The sequence below is a fragment of the Streptomyces anatolicus genome (genome assembly GCF_019400875.1).
Classification (GTDB): domain Bacteria; phylum Actinomycetota; class Actinomycetes; order Streptomycetales; family Streptomycetaceae; genus Streptomyces; species Streptomyces anatolicus.
This window is the reverse complement of sequence record NZ_WMBF01000112.1, coordinates 1-16,608: the sequence shown is the minus strand read 5'-3', so window position 1 is coordinate 16,608 and position 16,608 is coordinate 1. Positions and strand designations below refer to the sequence as shown.

Here is a 16,608-nt window from a genome sequence, read left to right as displayed (position 1 = left end):
GGCGTGGGTGGCGGTGGCCCAGGGGCCGGTGCCGACCAGGCCGATGCGGAGTCGGTTCATGGGCGGCAGTATGACCGACGTGGTTCGAGAGGGAACGGGCGCGTCGGAAGCCCGCGACTCCTCTGGGCAGTTGGTGGCCACATACATGGGGAGTGTGTTCGTATGGGTCCAGGGCACCTGCCAACTTCCTGGGGGTGAATACCCATTCACCCGCTATCGTGAATATTCCTTGCCGTGTAGGGAATGTGAACGTAGGGAGAAGGCACATCACCAGTCCCTCCATCCCGCCCCGCTGCCGCAGAGACGCCGAGGCCACGAAGGGCGCCATCACCCGCGCCGCCAGATATCTCCTCGCCCGGCACGCGCACGGTGACATCACCCTTAAGGCGGTTGCCGAACGCGCCGGGGTGAGCGCACCGCTCGTCGTGAAGTACTTCGGCAACAAGGACGCCCTCTTCGCACACGTCATGTCCTTCGAGGCGGACGCGGAGGCGTTCCTCGACGCGCCGCTCGGCCGGCTCGGCCGCCACATGGTCCGCCATCTGCTGACCGGCCAGGCCGAGCGGGGCGCCGACCCCGTCCTGCGCATCGTCTTCGCCCCGCTCCACGGTGAGCGGGGCGATGTCCTGCGCGCCAACTTCCGCGCCCAGGTGGTCCAGCGGCTGAGCGTGCGTCTCGCGGGGCCGGACGCGGGGGTGCGGGCCGAGCTGGCCGTGGGCATGCTGCTCGGCCTCGGCGTGATGTACGGCATCGCCCGCGGCCCGTGCCTGCGCGCCACGGCGATCACCGAGATCACCGAGCGGTACGCGCCCGCGGTGCAGTCCTTTCTGACTCCGCGGTGACCCGCCCCGCCGGCCCGGCGGCCCCGCGCGGACGCTCGCCGCGCCGCACGACGACCACCGCCGCGAGCCCGATCGCCAGGCCGAGCACCGTCTGCGGGCCGAAGGGCTCGCCGAACATCAGCGCACCCCACAGGGCCGTCACCGGGGCCATGAGGAACATGAGCGTATTGACCTGCGTGACCCCCGACCGCCGCAGGATCAGCCAGTACAGGCCGTACCCGCCGAAGGTGGAGAGCGTCACGAGCCAGCCGATCGCCACCCAGAAGGACCGCTCGGCCGGGGGAGTCGCGGCCCCGGCGGCCACCGCGAGCGCCGTGAAGATGACGGCGCTGGTGGCGCAGTGGACGGTCATGGACACCGCGGGCCGCACCGGACGGGCCGAGCGCCGGTCCAGGAACGTCGCCGCCACCAGCGACAGCATGCCGAGGAACGGCACGAGATAGGCCCACCAGGCGGTGTCGCCGCCGCCCGCGAAGTCCGCCGCCGTCACGATGACGACACCGCTCACGCCGAGCCCGAGGCCGATCCACTGGGTGCGGGAGACGAACTGCCCGAGCAGCGGCCCGGCGAGGGCCCCCGCGACCAGCGGCTGGGTGCCGTCGATCAGCGCGGTGGTGCCGCTGGAGACGCCGAGCTGGATGGCGTAGTACACGGTGAGGAGGTAGCCGCTCTGCGACAGCGCGCCGACGGCCGCCTGCCGCCCGATGTCCCGTGCCGTCAGACCCCGCCAGGAGGCGCGGGCCAGCGTGAGGGCGACGACCGCGAGGACGAGGGCCAGCGGCAGGAACCGCCACATGAGCACCGTCACCGCGCCGGCGCTGCCCGCGCCGAGCTTGGCCCCGATGAAGCCGGAGCTCCAGGTCAGCACGAACGCGAGGGACAGCAGGACATTCATGGTGCTGCTCCTTCCCGCCGCGCGGCATCGAGCGGATCGAGGCGGCGGCCCGGAGTGGAGGGCGAGTAGACCGATCTGTTTACCTGAGGAGACCGAGTATACAGACCGGTCTACTATGGGTTTCATGAGCGAGCAGGCGTACGAGGACAACGAGCAGGCGTACGAGGAGAACGGGCAGGCGTACGGGAAGCAAGGCGCTGCCACCCCCAAGCGCGTCGCCATAACGCCCGCCGCGCGCCGCGCCCTGGAGGCGGCCGGGCGCCTCTTCTATGAGCGCGGCATCCACGCGGTCGGCGTGGATCTGATCGCCGCCGAGGCGGGGGTGACGAAGAAGACGCTCTACGACCGGTTCGGCTCCAAGGAGCAGATCGTCGTGGAGTACCTCGCCGACCGGGACGAGCGCTGGCGGGCCTTCCTCGCCGGGTATCTGGCGGGCGCGCCCACGCCGCGCGCCCGGATCCTGGCTGTCTTCGACGCCTCGCGCGACTGGGCGGAGGAGTTCTCGGGCAAGGGGTGCAGCATGATCAACGCGCATGCCGAGATCAGTGACCCCGTCCACCCGGCGTATCCGATCATCACCAGCCAGAAGGCGTGGATGCTCGCGCTCTTCACGGACCTGGTCGAAGAGATCGCCCCGCGCGAGGCCGGGCGTCTGGCGCGGACCCTGATGCTGCTGCACGAAGGCGCCCTGGTCGCGCACGGCCTGAAGGTCTTCCCCGGCGCCGTCGAGCAGGCCCGGGACGACGCGGAGCGACTGGTGGCCTCAGTCGAGGAGTGAGCCGCTGCGGCGGATCGTGGACAAGTCTTTGCCCGTGGCCGGAATGTTTCCTTCCGCGATCTCCGGCGGACACGTTCCGGCGGGGCAGGGGAGCCTATCCGCCTACGAGACACCCTCCGGCGTTGGCAAAATGCGGCCGGAATCGTGGGGGTGGCTGCCTTCGCTCGGGTGGCCGGGATGTTGACCGTATGCAATCGGAGGCGCAGGATGCCCATATAGATGCTAGGTACATCTACTTTGCGAGCGGGAGGAATCACATGTGCGGAATCGCCGGCTGGGTCTCCTTCGACCGTGACCTCACGGCCGAGTCGACCACTCTGGACGCCATGACGGAGACGATGTCCTGCCGCGGCCCCGACGACCGCGGCACGTGGACCGGCGGCCCCGCCGGGCTCGGACACCGCAGGCTCGCGATCATCGACCTGCCCGGCGGGCGCCAGCCGATGACGGCCGAGACACCGAGCGGCACCGTCGCCCTCGTCTACTCGGGGGAGACCTACAACTTCACCGAGCTGCGGCGCGAACTGGCGGGCCGCGGCCACCGGTTCACCACCGACTCCGACACCGAGGTCGTCCTGCGCGGCTATCTGGAGTGGGGCGAGGCCCTCGCCGAGCGGCTGAACGGCATGTACGCCTTCGCGATCTGGGACGCCCGGCACGACAAGCTCGTCATGGTCCGCGACCGCATGGGCATCAAGCCCTTCTACTACTACGAGACGCCGGACGGTGTCCTGTTCGGCTCCGAGCCCAAGGCGATCCTCGCCAACCCGCTGGCCCGCCGTCGCGTCGGCATCGACGGGCTGCGCGAGCTGTTCACCGTCGTCAAGACGCCCGGCCACGCCGTCTGGGACGGCATGCGCGAGGTCGAGCCGGGCACCGTGGTGACCGTCGACCGCTCGGGGCTGCGCCGGCACGTCTACTGGTCGCTGGAGACAAGGCCGCACACCGACGACCGTGACGCGACCATCGCCAAGGTGCGCGAGCTTCTGGAGGACATCGTGCGCCGCCAGCTCGTCTCGGACGTGCCGCGCTGCACCCTGCTCTCCGGCGGCCTGGACTCCTCGGCGATGACGGCGCTCGCCGCGCGCCGGCTGGCGGAGGCGGGCGAGACCGTACGGAGTTTCGCCGTCGACTTCGTCGGCCAGACCGACAACTTCGTCGCCGACGAGCTGCGCGGCACGCCCGACACCCCCTTCGTGCACGACGTGGCGAAGGCGGCGGGCACCGACCACCGCGACATCGTCCTGGACTCGCACGCCCTCGCCGACCCCGACGTACGCGCGAAGATGATCCGCGCCAGGGACATCCCCATGGGCTTCGGTGACATGGACGCCTCCCTCTACCTCCTCTTCCGCGCCATCCGCGAGCACTCCACCGTCGCGCTCTCCGGGGAGTCGGCGGACGAGGTGTTCGGCGGCTATCTGCAGTTCTTCGACGAGCAGGCGCGCACGGCCGACACGTTCCCCTGGCTGGTGCGGTTCGCCGACCACTTCGGGGACGACTCCGGCGTACTGCGCCCCGACCTGACCGCGGCGCTCGATCTGCCCGCGTACGTCAAGGACGGGTACGCGACGGCCGTCGACGGCATCCGGCGCCTGGACGGCGAGAGCGACTTCGAGTACCGGATGCGCAAGATCTCCCATCTGCACCTGACCCGCTTCGTCCGGGTCCTGCTCGACCGCAAGGACCGCGCGAGCATGGCCGTCGGGCTCGAGGTGCGCGTCCCGTTCTGCGACCACCGCCTCGTCGAGTACGTCTACAACACGCCCTGGGCGCTGAAGTCCTTCGACGGCAGGGAGAAGAGCCTGCTGCGCGAGGCGACCGCCGATGTGCTGCCCCGGTCCGTCTATGACCGGGTGAAGAGTCCGTACCCCTCCACGCAGGACCCCAAGTACGCACTCGCCCTGCAAGGGCACGTCAAGGATCTGCTCGCCCGGCCCGGCCACCCGGTCTTCGATCTCGTCGACCGGGAGCGGGCGGCGCGGGCCGCCGGGCGGGAGGCGCCGCAGATCACCCAGGCGTCACGGCGCGGCCTGGAGCGCACCCTGGATCTCGCGCTCTGGCTGGACCTCTACCAGCCGGAGCTCGCCCTGTCCTGACCGCCGGGCCGCACGTCGGCGCTCCCGGTCCCACACCCTGGCGTCGCGCTCACTCCCTGGGCTTCGCGCTCACTCCCTGGGCTCGGCCGACGCGGCGAGGGTGTCGAGGAACCGCCGGAGCGCCGGCTTGCCGTCCTTGCCTAGGTCCCGCTGCACGGGCGGCACGCTCGCCCCGCGCCGGGGCTCGGGAACCTGGCAGGGGTCGGGGTGCTCCTCCTCGGCGCGGACGGTCACCGCGCGGCGTATGAACTCCGCCACCGGCATCCCGAGCCGGTCCGCGTGGAGCGTGACCGCGGCGTACTCCTCGGGCGTGAACAAGACCTGCACAGGCTTGGCACCGTCCATGGACGCATGATGACGCCCGGGCGGGTGCGACGCGGTGCGGTTGGCATATTCGCCCACGAAGGCGTGAAAACGGCGGAAGGTGCGCCGCGAACGTGAAGTGACCCCGACCGGACGGGGGAATCTCGGTCGGGGCCACTTCATGTTCAATGATAAACCACCTCTTGGATTCCCTGGCGCAGGGGGTGGTGGGGCCGTATGGCCGCTCTCCGCGGCGCGCGGCGCCCGCTCGTCCTAGCTCACGATCATGATCGTCGAGGCAGTGACGCCGACCACGACGATGAAGGCGCGCAGCGCGGCCGGTGGCAGGCGGCGGCCGTAGCGCGCGCCCACGAGCCCGCCGACCGTGGAGCCCGCGGCGATCAGCCCGGCCGCCGTCCAGTCGACGTCCGAGACCGCGATGAAGATGAGAGCCGCCACGCCGTTGACGATCGAGGCGAGGACGTTCTTCACGGCGTTCAGGCGTTGCAGGTCCTCCAGGAGGAAGGCGCCGAACAGGCCCATGAGCAGCACGCCTTGGGCCGCTCCGAAGTAGCCGCCGTAGACGCCGGCGGCGAGGATGCCGCACCACATCGGCGCGCCGCCGTCCCGGCGCCCCGGGTTCTCGCGCTCCTTGAGCCGCCGGTTGAGCCAGGGCTGCAGGAGCACCAAAGCGCAGGCGGTCAGGATCAGCACCGGCACCACCGCCTGGAAGGCGTCGGCGGGCAGCTTCAGGAGCAGCAGCGCGCCGATGGCGCCCCCGACGAGGGAGGCTGTGCCGAACCGCACCAGGCGGCCCAACTGCCCCTTCATCTCCCGGCGGTAGCCGTACGCGGCGCTGAGGGTGCCCGGCACCAGGCCGAGGTTGTTCGACACATTGGCCAGCACCGGCGGGAAGCCGAAGGCCAGCAGGGTGGGGAAGGTGATGAGCGTGCCGGACCCCACCACCGCGTTGATCCCGCCGGCCGCGACACCGGCGGCCCCGACGGCCACCATCTCGAGCGCTTCCACACGTCACCTTTCCCACCGGGTCATGGCCCGCCGCCGGGACCCAGGATCGTCCCGGCCCCAGGATCGAACTGGCCCCAGGATCGTCCTGACCCCGGGTCGACGCCCGTCGCCGGGTCGCCGCCCGGGCCGTGAACGATCTTGGGCCATGGTGAAAACCCAAGTCAATCCTCGGGTTTCCTTGCATCTCCCCAAGAGATACCTTCACCCCTTGTGACCTTCGACGATCTCCGTGTCTTCGTGGCCGTGTGCCGAGCGGGCAGCCTCAGCGCGGTGGCACGCGACCTCACCTGTACGCAGTCGGCCGTGAGCCAGCACGTCAAACGCCTGGAGCGGGAGCTGGGCGTGAGCCTCCTGGAACGGCACGCGCGCGGCGTCGTGCCCACCGCGGCCGGGCGTGTCCTGCGCGACGCCGCGGCCGAGGGGATCGGCGGCATCGACCTCGCCGTGCGGCGCCTGCGGGAGCAGGCGCGGGGCGACGGCGGCACGGTGCGGATCACCACCGGCGCCACCACCGTGCGGCACTTCATGGCCGAGGCCGTCGTCGGCTTCCGGGGGCGGTACCCGCGCGTCAGCCTGGAGTTCCAGACGGTCAGCTCGAGCAGCGGATGCTTCGACGCGCTCGCCGCCGCCGACCTCGACCTCGCCTGGATCACCCTCGGGGAGCCCGTGCGGGGCATCGAGCAGCGGCCCGTCGTGGCCCTGCCCTGGGTCCTCGCGGTCCGCGCCGACGACCCGCTCGCCGGCCGGCCGCGCATCGACCCCGCCGAACTGGCCGGGGGGCAGCTCATCACGCCACCGGTGAACTCGACCTCCCGCGCCCAACTGGACGCCCACCTGGACGAGTTGGGCGTAGTGCTCCCGGCCGGTACCAGCGTCGCGGACTGGGACACGGCGCTGCTCCTCGCGGAACTGGGCCTCGGCCAGGCCGTCGTGCCCGCCCTGCCCGGCTGGCGGGGCCGCGCTCCCGCCGGGCTGCGCATGGTCCCGGTTCCGGACCTGCCGCCGCTCTCGGTCGGCTGGGCGGTGCGCCGCTGGGACGCGCTCAGTCCGCTGGCCCGCGCCTTCGCCGACACCGTGGCCGAACACTGCGCGCCGCTCGGACCGGTCCCGGCTCAGGGCAGCAGCCTGGCGGCGCGCGTCTGAAGGTAGCGCGCCTCGGGCCGGCTGAGGGTGCCCTTGGCCGCCAACCGGTAGGCGGCGAGCGCGCCCGCGGTGTCGCCCGCTCTCTCCAACAGGTGGGCCCGCACGGCGTCGAGGCGGTAGTGCCCCTTCAGCCTTCCCTCCAGGGCGGTGAGTTCGGAGAGCCCGGCCTGCGGACCGTGCACCATCGCGTACGCCACCACGCGCCCCAGTTCGGCCATGGGCTCAGGAGCGCGGCGCACCAGAACGTCGTACAGGGCGAGGATCTGCGGCCAGTCCGTGGCGTCCGCGCCCTGTGCCTCGTCGTGCAGCGCCGCGATCGCCGCCTGCAACTGGTAGGCGCCGGGCGGGCCTTGGGAGAGTGCTTCCTCGACGAGTGCGGTGCCTTCGGCGATCGCTTGCCTGTCCCATCGGGTGCGGTCCTGCTCGTCCAGCGGGATCAGCTCGCCGTGCGGCCCGCTCCGCGCGGCGCTGCGCGCCTCGGTGAGCAGCATCAGCGCCAGCAGCCCCGTCACCGCGCCCTCGCGGGGCAGCAGGCGCCGTACGGAACGGGTCAGCCGGATCGCCTCCCGTGCGAGGTCCGCGCGGTGCAGGGCGGCGCCGGACGTCGCCGTATAACCCTCGTTGAAGATCAGGTACAGCACCTGGAGGACCACGCCGAGCCGCGCGTCACGGTCCGCGGGGCCCGGTTGGCGGAACGGCGTGCCTCTGACCTTCGCCTTCGCCCGGCTGATCCGCTGGGCCATCGTCGCCTCCGGCACCATGTGCGCACGCGCGATCTCCGCCGTGGTCAGGCCGCCGACGGCGCGCAGCGTGAGGGCGACCTGCCCGGCCGGGTTCAGCGCGGGGTGGCAGCACAGGAAGAGCAGGGTGAGCGTGTCGTCGTCCGACGGGGCGCGGCTCTCGCCCGGCGGGGGAGCGGTGAACGCGTCGCGGGGCGTGAGCAGCGCCGCGTCCTCCTCGCGCCGCCGCCGTGCCGCGTCCGCGCGCAGCTGGTCCACCAGGCGCCGCGACGCCACCCGGATCAGCCAGCCCCGCGGATTGTCCGGCAGCCCCTGGTCCGGCCACTGCCGCGCCGCCGCGAGCAGCGCCTCCTGCACGGCGTCCTCGGTCGCGTCGAAGTGTCCGTACCGGCGTACGAGCGCGCCGAGGACCTGCGGCGCGTGCCGGCGCAGCAGGTCCTCGACCTCGGTCGCGGGTCTCAGCACGCGCCTCCCGCGTCCTGTACGGGCCGGATCACGACGGGCGGCTCGACCATGCCCTCGGGGCCGGGGCACTGGGTGATGCGCGCGGCGATCTCGGTGACCCGCTCCAGGCTCTCGCAGTCGACCAGCCAGTACCCGGCGAGGACTTCCTTCGTCTCGCCGTAGGGCCCGTCCGTGATCACCGGGCGGCCGTCCTCGCCCGCGCTGACGAAGCGGGCCTGCGCGGGCTCGGTGAGGCCTTGCCCGTCGATGAGTTCCCCGGATTCGGCGAGGTCGTTGCTGACCTCGGTCATGAACGCGAACATCGCCTGGAGTTCCTGCTCGCTCCAGGCCGGGCTGTTCTCCGAGGCCTTGCCCGCCATCGCCTCGTAGTCGGCCTGTGAGCCCTGGACCATCACCAGATACTTCATGACTTCGCTCCTCGGCTGCGCCGTCACCCCTCGTGGGCGACTCTCACAGGGGACGTCGGAGCGGACGGCGCGTTCTCTACACCGGCTGTCCTCAGCATGCTATCGAGCGGCGGCGGCGACTTCCTGGCGAGCGGGCCAGGGGAGGGCGGCGGACAGGGCGGCGGACAGGGCGGCAGCCTTTCGCGGCGCCGTGGCGACAGCTCAGCGGCTTCTCCCGGAAGGACGACCGTTTCGCCGAGTACCGCAACACCGGCCCCGGCGCGGGCGGCCCGGCCGGCCCGGGCTGCCGAGGGCTCAGCCCATGTGGACCGGCGCCGCGCCCTCGGCGGTCTCCTGCTTCCGGGCGTTGATGGCGAGCGCGGTGACGGCGAGGCCCGCCAGGAACATGACGCCCGCGCCCACGAAGGCCAGCGTGTAGCCGTGGGTCAGCGCGTCGGCCGCCTCGGTCACCAGGCCGTGGTCCTTGGTGGCCACGCCCCGGTAGAACGAGGTGGCCGCTTCGGGCAGCCGGTCATTCGCGGCCGACGTGGAGATGGTCGCGAGGACGGCGAGGCCCAGGGCGCCGCCGATCTGCTGGGCGGTGTTCAGGAGCGCGGAGGCGATGCCCGTCTCCTGGTGGTCGACGCCGCTGACGGCGCCCAGCGTCATCGGGACGAAGCCCATGCCGAGGCCGAGCGCGGTCACGAACATCGCCGGCATCAGATGTCCCGCGTACGACGAGTCCGGGGTGAGCGTGGCGAACCAGAACATGCCACCGGCCGCCACCAGCAGACCGGGTCCGGCGATCACGCGGGGAGCGAGGCGGGTGACCAGCTTGGCGCTCAGGGCCGCCGCGACCCCCATGCCGAGGCTGAACGGCAGGTTGGCGAAGCCGGTTTTTACCGCGCTGTAGCCCAGGATCAGCTGCATGTACAGGGTGAGGAAGTAGAAGGTGGCCATCATGCCGGCGCCGATGAACAGCATCGTGGCGAAGGAGCCGGAGCGGTTGCGGTCCTTGAAGAGCCGCAGCGGCATCATCGGGTGCGCGGTCCGGCTCTGGATGAGCAGGAAGGCTGTGAGCAGGACGGCGGCGACGGTGAAGCAGGACAGCGTCAGGCTGTCGGTCCAGCCGTGTTCACCGCCGCGCGTGATGCCGTAGACGAGGGCGATCAGGCCGCCCGTGCCGGTGATCGTGCCAGGCAGGTCGAGGCGGCCCGGGTGGCGTTCGGCCTCGACGAGCGTCCTGGTCCCGGCGAGTACGGCCAGGCCGATGGGGATGTTCACGAAGAACACCCACCGCCAGTCCAGGACATCGGTGAGGACACCGCCGAGCAGCAGCCCGACGGTGGCGCCGATGCCGGCCATCGCGGCGTAGACCCCCATCGCCTTGTTGCGCGGCTTGCCCTCGGGGAACGTCGTGGCGATCAGGGAGAGGGCGCTGGGCGCCGCGACCGCCGCGCCGACGCCCTGCAATATGCGGGCGCCGATGAGCAGGCCCTCGTTCGGGGCGAGCCCGCCGAGCAGTGACGCCAGGGTGAATACGGCGATGCCCACCTGGAACATCCGCCGTCGGCCGAAGAGGTCCCCCGCCCGGCCGCCGAGGAGCAGCAGCCCGCCGAAGGCCAGCGCGTAGGAGTTGACGATCCACGCGAGGTTCGCGTCGGACACCTCCAGCGCGGTCTGGATGCTGGGCAGCGCGATGTTGGTGATGGTGCCGTCGAGCACCACCATCAGCTGGGCCGCGGCGATCACGAACAGGGCCAGGCCGAGGTGCCGGCCGGTGCCGGGTGGGCCACCGGCCGTGTCCGCCGGTGGGGGAGTGGTGACAGCCGTGCTGTCAGCAGACATGAAAGAGCTCCAGGACAAGGCGTGGACACATTCCGCCGGAGTGGGAATAAGGCGTGGAAGGCCTTCTTCTATTCCGGTGTGAGGGGCTGCGGTGACCCGTCGCAAAGGAGCGGATCAGCGCTGCGCAAGCCGAGCGGGGCGCCGACGAAAAGGCGGCCCGGCTCGGGACAAGAGGAAACCCTAACACTCAAAAGACGCTGGTAGAGGCAGTGTGAGATGAATGTAAGCGCCGTCGATCACGAACTTGACTTTTCTCGCTCTTTCCTAGGCTGCCGACTTTTTTGGGTTTATGGATTTAACTTGCATTTCCGTTCGAGCTGTGAGCAATGAGGGCGCGGGGGTGCATGGGGTTGTGCTCACACTTTCCGCGAAATGGCAACTTGCTCTAACGTTCACGTCCGGGCCGACGGAGGGGAGCGGCAGGCGGGGGCGTTCGCGCGGTCCGGCGCCGACAGGATCGTCCTGAGCTTCCCCGAAGCACAGCACCGGCTCCGTCGTCCAGATGGGTCTGGTCACCGGAATGACGGGCCTCGCGTCGATCGTCACGGGACTCTTCGCCGGTGTGATCGCCGACCGGTTCGACCGGCGCGGACTCCTGATGCTCGCCGACGTGGCGCGCTGCCTGTTGTACGCGCTGATCCCGCTGGTCTGGCTCTTCGCGACCCCGATGTGGCTTAGCTACACGGGCGTTCCGCTCACCGGCGGCTTCGCGATGCTCTTCCAGGTGACATACGTGGCCGTGGTGCCCGCCATCGTCGAGCCCGACCAGATCACCAGGGCCAACGCCCACCTCTTCGGCTCCTACGCGGTGGCGACGGTCGGCGGACCCACGCTCGCGGGCTTCGTCGCGGCGGCGTCCGGGCCCGTGGCCGCCATCGGCATCGACGCCGCCACCTTCGCGGTGTCCGCTGCCGGACTCCTCCTCGTCCGACCGCGCCCGACACCGCCACCCGCCGCCGTCGGCATGCCCGCCGAGAGCGCGCCGATCACCGGCACGCTGTCGGTGAGTCCGAGACAGCCGACGGCGACTCCGCCCAGCGCGGTGGCGCCGACCCAACCCGCGCCGAAACCGAGGCCCTTGCGCACTGCTCGCCACCGGCGTCGCCGGCATCTGCTCCATGTCCTTGCGTCAGGAGGTCACGCCCGGTCACCTCCTGGGGCGGGTCACGGCGGCGTTCTGGACCACGCACTACTCGCTCGGCCCGCTGGGGGCCGCCGCCGTCACCGCGGGGGCGGCCGGATTCGGAGTCGCCCGGGTGTGCCTGGCCGTCGGCGCGGGCGTGGTGTGCGTGGCACTGAGCGGGACGCTGACCGGGATCGTACGGGCCGAGGAGTCCGCGTGACCCCCGCCTCTCATCTGCTGCGCGTCACGCCTCCGAGGCGTTCCTCGTCCGGGTCCGGCGGCGCGGACCCGCCGCGCCCGTTCCGCCTCTCGTCCCCGTGCCCCGGCCACCAGGCCGCGTGCCCGATGAGCGCCGTCAGCGCGGGGGTGAAGACCGTCGCCATGATGAACGCGGCGATGAGGATGCCGAAGGAGAGGGAGAAACCCATCTGGGAGAGGGTCGAGTTGCCCGCCAGCATCAGCGTGGCGAACGTACCCGCGAGGATCACGCCCGCCGAGCCGATCGTCGGGCCGGAGTGCCGTACCGCCGTGCCCGCCGCGTCGTGCGGGTCGCGGCCCTCGCGGGCCTCCTCGCGGAGCCGCGACACCATGAGGATGTTGTAGTCCGTGCCGAGCGCGACCACGAACAAGTACATGATCACCGGCAGCATGAACATCAACCCGGGCTGGCTGCCGAGCTGTTGGAAGAGAAGCGAGGTCGCACCGAGCGTCGCGCCGAAGCCGAGCGCGACCGACAGCATCAGATACCACGGCGCCACGAGGGAACGCAGCAGCAGGCCGAGGATCACCATGATGGCGAGGGCCGCCACCGGGAAGACCACCGAATAGTCCCGGTCCACCGCCTTGTTGATGTCGACGTACACCGCCGTCGTGCCGCCGACCAGCGCCCGCGAGCCGTCCGGCGCTTCCTCGTGGGCGGCGGGCCGCAGCCGGTCCTTGACGGTCGACAGGGCCTTGTCGGAGGCCGGCGGGTCGGAGAGGATCACCGAGTACGCGGCCGTCGTACGGTCCGGGCTCAGCCGTGGCGCCGCCACCTCGCCCACGCCCCGGACATCGGCGAGCCGTTCGCGGAAGGCGGCGGCCTGCCGCCCGGTCACCGGCTCGTCGGTCGTCGAGGAGAGGTAGACGGAGGTCGGGTCGGTGGTGCCCGCAGGGAACCCCCGCTGGAGGTCCTCCATGGCGACCATCGACTCCTTCTCCTTGGGCAGCGAGGACCCGGCGAGGTCGAAGTTGGCCTTGTAGCCGAACGCGCCGAGGGCCAGCGCGCCCATGAACACGGCCGAGACGACCGCCCACACCGCGGGCTTGCGCGCGATCGACGTGCCGAGCCGGGCGAACCCGGTGCCGTGCGGCTCCCGCTGCCAGGACTTCGACGGCCAGAACACCTTCGCGCCGAGCAACGAGACCACGGCGGGTACGAGGGTGAGACCGGCGAGCAGCGTCACGAAGACCGCGATGGCGAGCGCGGGACCCATCGAGCGCAGCATGCCGAGCGAGGAGAGCGTGAGCGCGGCGAAGGCGACGATGACGGCGCCCGCCGCCGATGTGATGGCCTCGCCGACCCGCTCCACGGCGTGCACCATGCCGCTCTTGGGATCCTCGCCCGCCCGCAGCGCCTCCCGGTAGCGGAAGAGGAGGAAGAGGATGTAGTCCGTGCCGACGCCGAACAGGACGACGGTCAGCAGCTCCTGGATGGAGGAGTCCGCCTTCATGTCGAACGCCTTGTTGGCGGAGGCGATCAGGCCGGTCGCCATCGGCGAGACCAGTCCGATGAGGACGACGGGCAGCAGCGCGATGATGGGGCTGCGGAAGATGACAAGCAGCAGCGCGATGATGATCACGATCGTGCCGACTCCGACGAGCATGCCCGCCCGCTCGGACGCGTCTCTCTCGTCGAGCGCCTGGGCCGCGGTGCCGGTGATCCCGGCCGACAGGTCCGTGCCCTTCAGCTCCGGCCCGAGATCGGAGCGCAGCCGCTCCACCGCGTCCTGCTGCGAGGTGTCCTCGGGGTCGGTGATCCTCGGCATGGCGATGACCGACGTCCGCACGAGCTTGTTGGGCGAGACCTCGCCGGGTACGACGGCCTGCACTCCCGGGATCTTCTTCGCCTGGAGATCCTTGGAGACCCGGTCGACGTCGGCGGAGTCGGCGGCGGTCAGCTTCTCGCCGTCGGAACGCTCGAAGACAATGATCGCGGCGACGTTCCGCTGCTTGGGGAACTCCTTCTCCTGCACGTCGGCCGCGCGGATCGACTCGTAGTGGCCGGGAAGGAAACTCGCCTCGTCGCTGCTGGAGGTGAGCTTCGGCGCCAGCGAGATCACCGCGCCCGCCACCACCACCCACGCCAGGATGATCCACCAAGGGCGGCGGACCACGAACCGGCCCAGACCAGAGAACATCGGCTACTGCCTCTCCTCGCCCCCGAGGCATCACAGTCGTGTTCCGCCCAGCATCCGACGGGTCAGGCGGCCCCGCCACTCGAGCGACCGGATTCCGGCCACCCGCGTCGTGGCGGGGCGCCCGGCGGACGTCAGAAGTTGATCATGTGCCCGGCCAGGCCGTGCACCGCTTCCTTGACGGCCTCGCCCAGCGTCGGGTGCGCGTGGACGTTGCGCGCCACCTCGTGGACGGTGAGGTCCCACTGCTGGGCCAGGGTCAGCTCGGGCAGCAGTTCGGTGACGTCGGGGCCGATCAGGTGGGCGCCGATGATCTCGCCGTACTTCGCGTCGCTGATGACCTTGACGAAACCGACGGTGTCGCCGAGGCCGTGCGCCTTGCCGTTGGCCTGGAACGGGAACTTCGCGACCTTGACGTCGAAGCCCTTCTCCTTGGCCTGCGCCTCCGTCCAGCCGAAGCTCGCGATCTGCGGCTGGGAGTAGGTGGCGCGCGGGATCATCGGGTAGTCGAGTTCCATCGTCTCGGCGTCCGCGAGGGTCTCCGCGGCGACCACGCCCATGGCCTCGGCGGTGTGCGCCAGCATCAGCTTCGCCGTGACATCACCGATGGCGTAGATGTGCGGGACGTTCGTACGGCAGCGGCCGTCGACGTCGATCGCACCGCGCTCGGTGAGCGCCACGCCCGTCGCCTCGAGACCGAAGCCGGAGACGTTCGGCGCGAAACCGATGGCCTGAAGGACCTTGTCCGCCTCCAGGATCTGCTGCTTGCCGTCCTTGCCGGTGACGGTCACCTTGACCTGCTCGCCCGACTCGTCGATCGACTCCACGCGCGTCGAGGTCAGCACGTCGATGCCGAGCTTGCGGTACTGCTTCGCCAGCTCCTTGGAGACGTCCGCGTCCTCCAGCGGGGCGACGCGGTCCAGGAACTCGACGATGGTGACCTTCACGCCGTAGTTGTGCAGGACGTAGGCGAACTCGATGCCGATCGCGCCCGCGCCCGCGATCACGATGGAGTCCGGCAGGGAGTCGGCGAGGATCTGCTCCTCGTACGTCACCACGCGCTCGCTGCGGCTGGTGCCGGGGAGCAGGCGGGGCGTGGCGCCCGTCGCGATGATGCAGTTCTCGAAGCCGATGGTGGCGGTCGTGCCGTCGGACTTCGCCACCTGGAGGGTGTTCGCGTCCAGGAACGTGCCGCGCCCGTCGAACTCCGTGATGCCGTTCTTCTTCATCAGGAAGTGGACGCCCTTGACGCGGCCGTCCGCCACCGTGCGGCTGCGGTTGAACGCCTCGCCGTAGTCGAAGGAGACCGTGCCGTCGACCTTGATGCCGTACGTCTTCTGCTCGCGCGTGAAGAGGTGGGCAAGCTCGGCGTTGCGCAGCAGCGCCTTGGTCGGGATGCAGCCGACGTTGAGGCAGACACCGCCCCAGTACTTCTCTTCGACGACCGCTACGCGCTTGCCCAGCTGGGCGGCGCGAATGGCGGCCACATAGCCGCCGGGTCCTGCTCCGAGCACGACGACGTCGAAGCGGTCTTCCATGGGGAGGTCCTCTCTGGGTGGAACGGATCCAGTGGTGCGGATGGCTCTGTGCCACGATCATGCGCCATGCGGAGGGCCGGGCGGCGGGCGGGTGGCGCACGCCACTGCCCGCCGGGGCGGACTCCGGCGGACGCGCGCCTCGCCATCGTCCCAACTCCCTTACTCAGTACGTAGTCCTGTGGCGGTTGACCAGGGGCGGGCCGCGCCCCACAATGTCCACCATGATCCAGCACCTGACCGCCGTCGCACGGACGTTCAACGTCCCGTGGCGGTGCGGGTGCGAGCGATCGGGCCGCTAGCTGTACGGAAGTCCGCCTCGGCACCCCTGGTGCGGGGGCACTCCCGCCCGCCCGCTCTCGCTTCCCGAAGGATCACCTCCCTATGGCTGTCACCGACCGCGCCCCTCTCTCCCCGGCCACCCTGCGCGAAGCCCGCGTCCCCGCCGACGGCATGTATGAAGGCCGCCGCATCCTGCGCCGCGTCCCCGAGGGATGGCATGAGCGGCCCTACGAGCTGATCGACGTGGTGCCCCAGGGGCGCCTCATCGGCGCCGAGATCCGCGGCGTCGATCTCGCGCGGCCCCTCACCCCCGCCCTGCGCGAGGAGCTGAACCGCGCCCTGCTGGAGTGGAAGGTGCTGTTCTTCCGCGGCGCGGGCATCACGGCCGAGCAGCAGCGCGCCTTCGCCCTCCACTGGGGCGAGCTGGAGACCAATCCGCTGCTCGCGCGCGGCTCCGCCGACGACGTCGTCCGGTTCGACAAAGGGGGCAGCGCGGTCCCCACGTACGAGAACGTCTGGCACGCGGATGTCACCTTCCGCGAACGCCCGGCCCTCGGCGCGGTGTTGCAGCTGCGCGAGGTGCCGCCGTACGGCGGGGACACGATGTGGGCCGACATGGCGGCCGCGTACGACAACCTCCCCGACGAGGTGAAGGCGCGCGTCGAGGGCGCGCGGGCCGTGCACGACTTCATTCCCGGCTTCGCCCGCTTCTACGGCCCCGACAAGCTCGCCCCGCTCCAGGAC

The 16,608-nt window shown here is 71.0% G+C and carries 14 protein-coding genes and 1 pseudogene; 7 read left to right on the top strand and 8 right to left on the bottom strand.

The features are described from left to right. The first annotated feature begins 245 nt into the window (after positions 1-245). A complete protein-coding gene (locus GKQ77_RS13285; protein ID WP_308117653.1) occupies positions 246-842 on the top strand; it encodes a TetR/AcrR family transcriptional regulator in 597 nt (198 codons plus the stop codon). Here the strand turns inward: GKQ77_RS13285 and GKQ77_RS13280 are convergent. After that, positions 793-1,737 (bottom strand): DMT family transporter, encoded by a 945-nt coding sequence (locus GKQ77_RS13280; RefSeq protein WP_219688928.1) that lies wholly within the window; start codon positions 1,735-1,737, stop codon positions 793-795. The genes GKQ77_RS13285 and GKQ77_RS13280 overlap by 50 nt on opposite strands. 220 nt (positions 1,738-1,957) lie before the next feature. On the opposite strand from GKQ77_RS13280, the gene GKQ77_RS13275 reads away from it, so the two are divergent. Further along, complete coding sequence (locus tag GKQ77_RS13275; RefSeq protein WP_308117654.1) at positions 1,958-2,515, top strand: TetR/AcrR family transcriptional regulator; 558 nt, start codon at positions 1,958-1,960, stop codon at positions 2,513-2,515. A 257-nt stretch (positions 2,516-2,772) separates the two neighbouring features. Further along, positions 2,773-4,614 carry an asparagine synthase (glutamine-hydrolyzing) gene (gene asnB / locus GKQ77_RS13270; RefSeq protein ID WP_219688926.1) on the top strand — a complete coding sequence of 614 codons (1,842 nt, stop codon included), beginning with the start codon at positions 2,773-2,775 and terminating at the stop codon, positions 4,612-4,614. 69 nt (positions 4,615-4,683) lie between these two features. Here the strand turns inward: asnB and GKQ77_RS13265 are convergent, their stop codons facing one another. Both GKQ77_RS13265 and GKQ77_RS13260 read right to left on the bottom strand, forming a co-directional pair. Continuing rightward, on the bottom strand, positions 4,684-4,959 hold the full coding sequence (locus GKQ77_RS13265; protein ID WP_219688925.1) for a plasmid mobilization protein: 276 nt from the start codon (positions 4,957-4,959) through the stop codon (positions 4,684-4,686). A gap of 231 nt (positions 4,960-5,190) precedes the next feature. Next, the gene (locus GKQ77_RS13260) at positions 5,191-5,946 is read right to left on the bottom strand and encodes a sulfite exporter TauE/SafE family protein (protein WP_219688924.1); all 756 of its coding nucleotides are present in this window, start codon (positions 5,944-5,946) and stop codon (positions 5,191-5,193) included. Between the two features lie 210 nt (positions 5,947-6,156). On the opposite strand from GKQ77_RS13260, the gene GKQ77_RS13255 reads away from it, so the two are divergent. After that, on the top strand, positions 6,157-7,089 hold the full coding sequence (locus tag GKQ77_RS13255; RefSeq protein ID WP_219688923.1) for a LysR family transcriptional regulator: 933 nt from the start codon (positions 6,157-6,159) through the stop codon (positions 7,087-7,089). Here the strand turns inward: GKQ77_RS13255 and GKQ77_RS13250 are convergent. The 3 genes from GKQ77_RS13250 to GKQ77_RS13240 form a co-directional block, all read right to left on the bottom strand. Beyond that, positions 7,059-8,294, bottom strand: coding sequence for an RNA polymerase sigma factor (locus GKQ77_RS13250; protein WP_372459869.1), 1,236 nt, complete (start codon positions 8,292-8,294; stop codon positions 7,059-7,061). The genes GKQ77_RS13255 and GKQ77_RS13250 overlap by 31 nt on opposite strands. Next, positions 8,288-8,701 carry a YciI family protein gene (locus GKQ77_RS13245; RefSeq protein WP_219688922.1) on the bottom strand — a complete coding sequence of 138 codons (414 nt, stop codon included), beginning with the start codon at positions 8,699-8,701 and terminating at the stop codon, positions 8,288-8,290. Before GKQ77_RS13245 ends, GKQ77_RS13250 begins: the two co-directional genes overlap by 7 nt. Before the next feature lie 294 nt (positions 8,702-8,995). Continuing rightward, positions 8,996-10,528 (bottom strand): MFS transporter, encoded by a 1,533-nt coding sequence (locus tag GKQ77_RS13240; RefSeq protein ID WP_219688921.1) that lies wholly within the window; start codon positions 10,526-10,528, stop codon positions 8,996-8,998. 502 nt (positions 10,529-11,030) lie between these two features. Between GKQ77_RS13240 and GKQ77_RS13235 the strand changes: the two are divergent. Beyond that, positions 11,031-11,594, top strand: a pseudogene (locus GKQ77_RS13235) (MFS transporter); the annotation flags it as partial. 52 nt (positions 11,595-11,646) lie between these two features. Further along, entirely contained in the window at positions 11,647-11,871 is a 225-nt protein-coding gene (locus GKQ77_RS33320) for a hypothetical protein (protein ID WP_372459870.1), read from the top strand. A 10-nt stretch (positions 11,872-11,881) separates the two neighbouring features. Here GKQ77_RS33320 and GKQ77_RS13225 read toward each other — a convergent pair whose 3' ends face one another. Both GKQ77_RS13225 and lpdA read right to left on the bottom strand, forming a co-directional pair. Next, positions 11,882-14,050, bottom strand: coding sequence for an MMPL family transporter (locus GKQ77_RS13225; protein WP_219688920.1), 2,169 nt, complete (start codon positions 14,048-14,050; stop codon positions 11,882-11,884). Between the two features lie 131 nt (positions 14,051-14,181). Continuing rightward, entirely contained in the window at positions 14,182-15,585 is a 1,404-nt protein-coding gene (gene lpdA, locus GKQ77_RS13220; protein ID WP_219688919.1) for a dihydrolipoyl dehydrogenase, read from the bottom strand. 381 nt (positions 15,586-15,966) lie between these two features. Here lpdA and GKQ77_RS13215 point away from each other — a divergent pair. Then, the coding region (locus tag GKQ77_RS13215) for a TauD/TfdA dioxygenase family protein (protein ID WP_219688918.1) at positions 15,967-16,608 on the top strand (642 nt) is incomplete at its 3' end.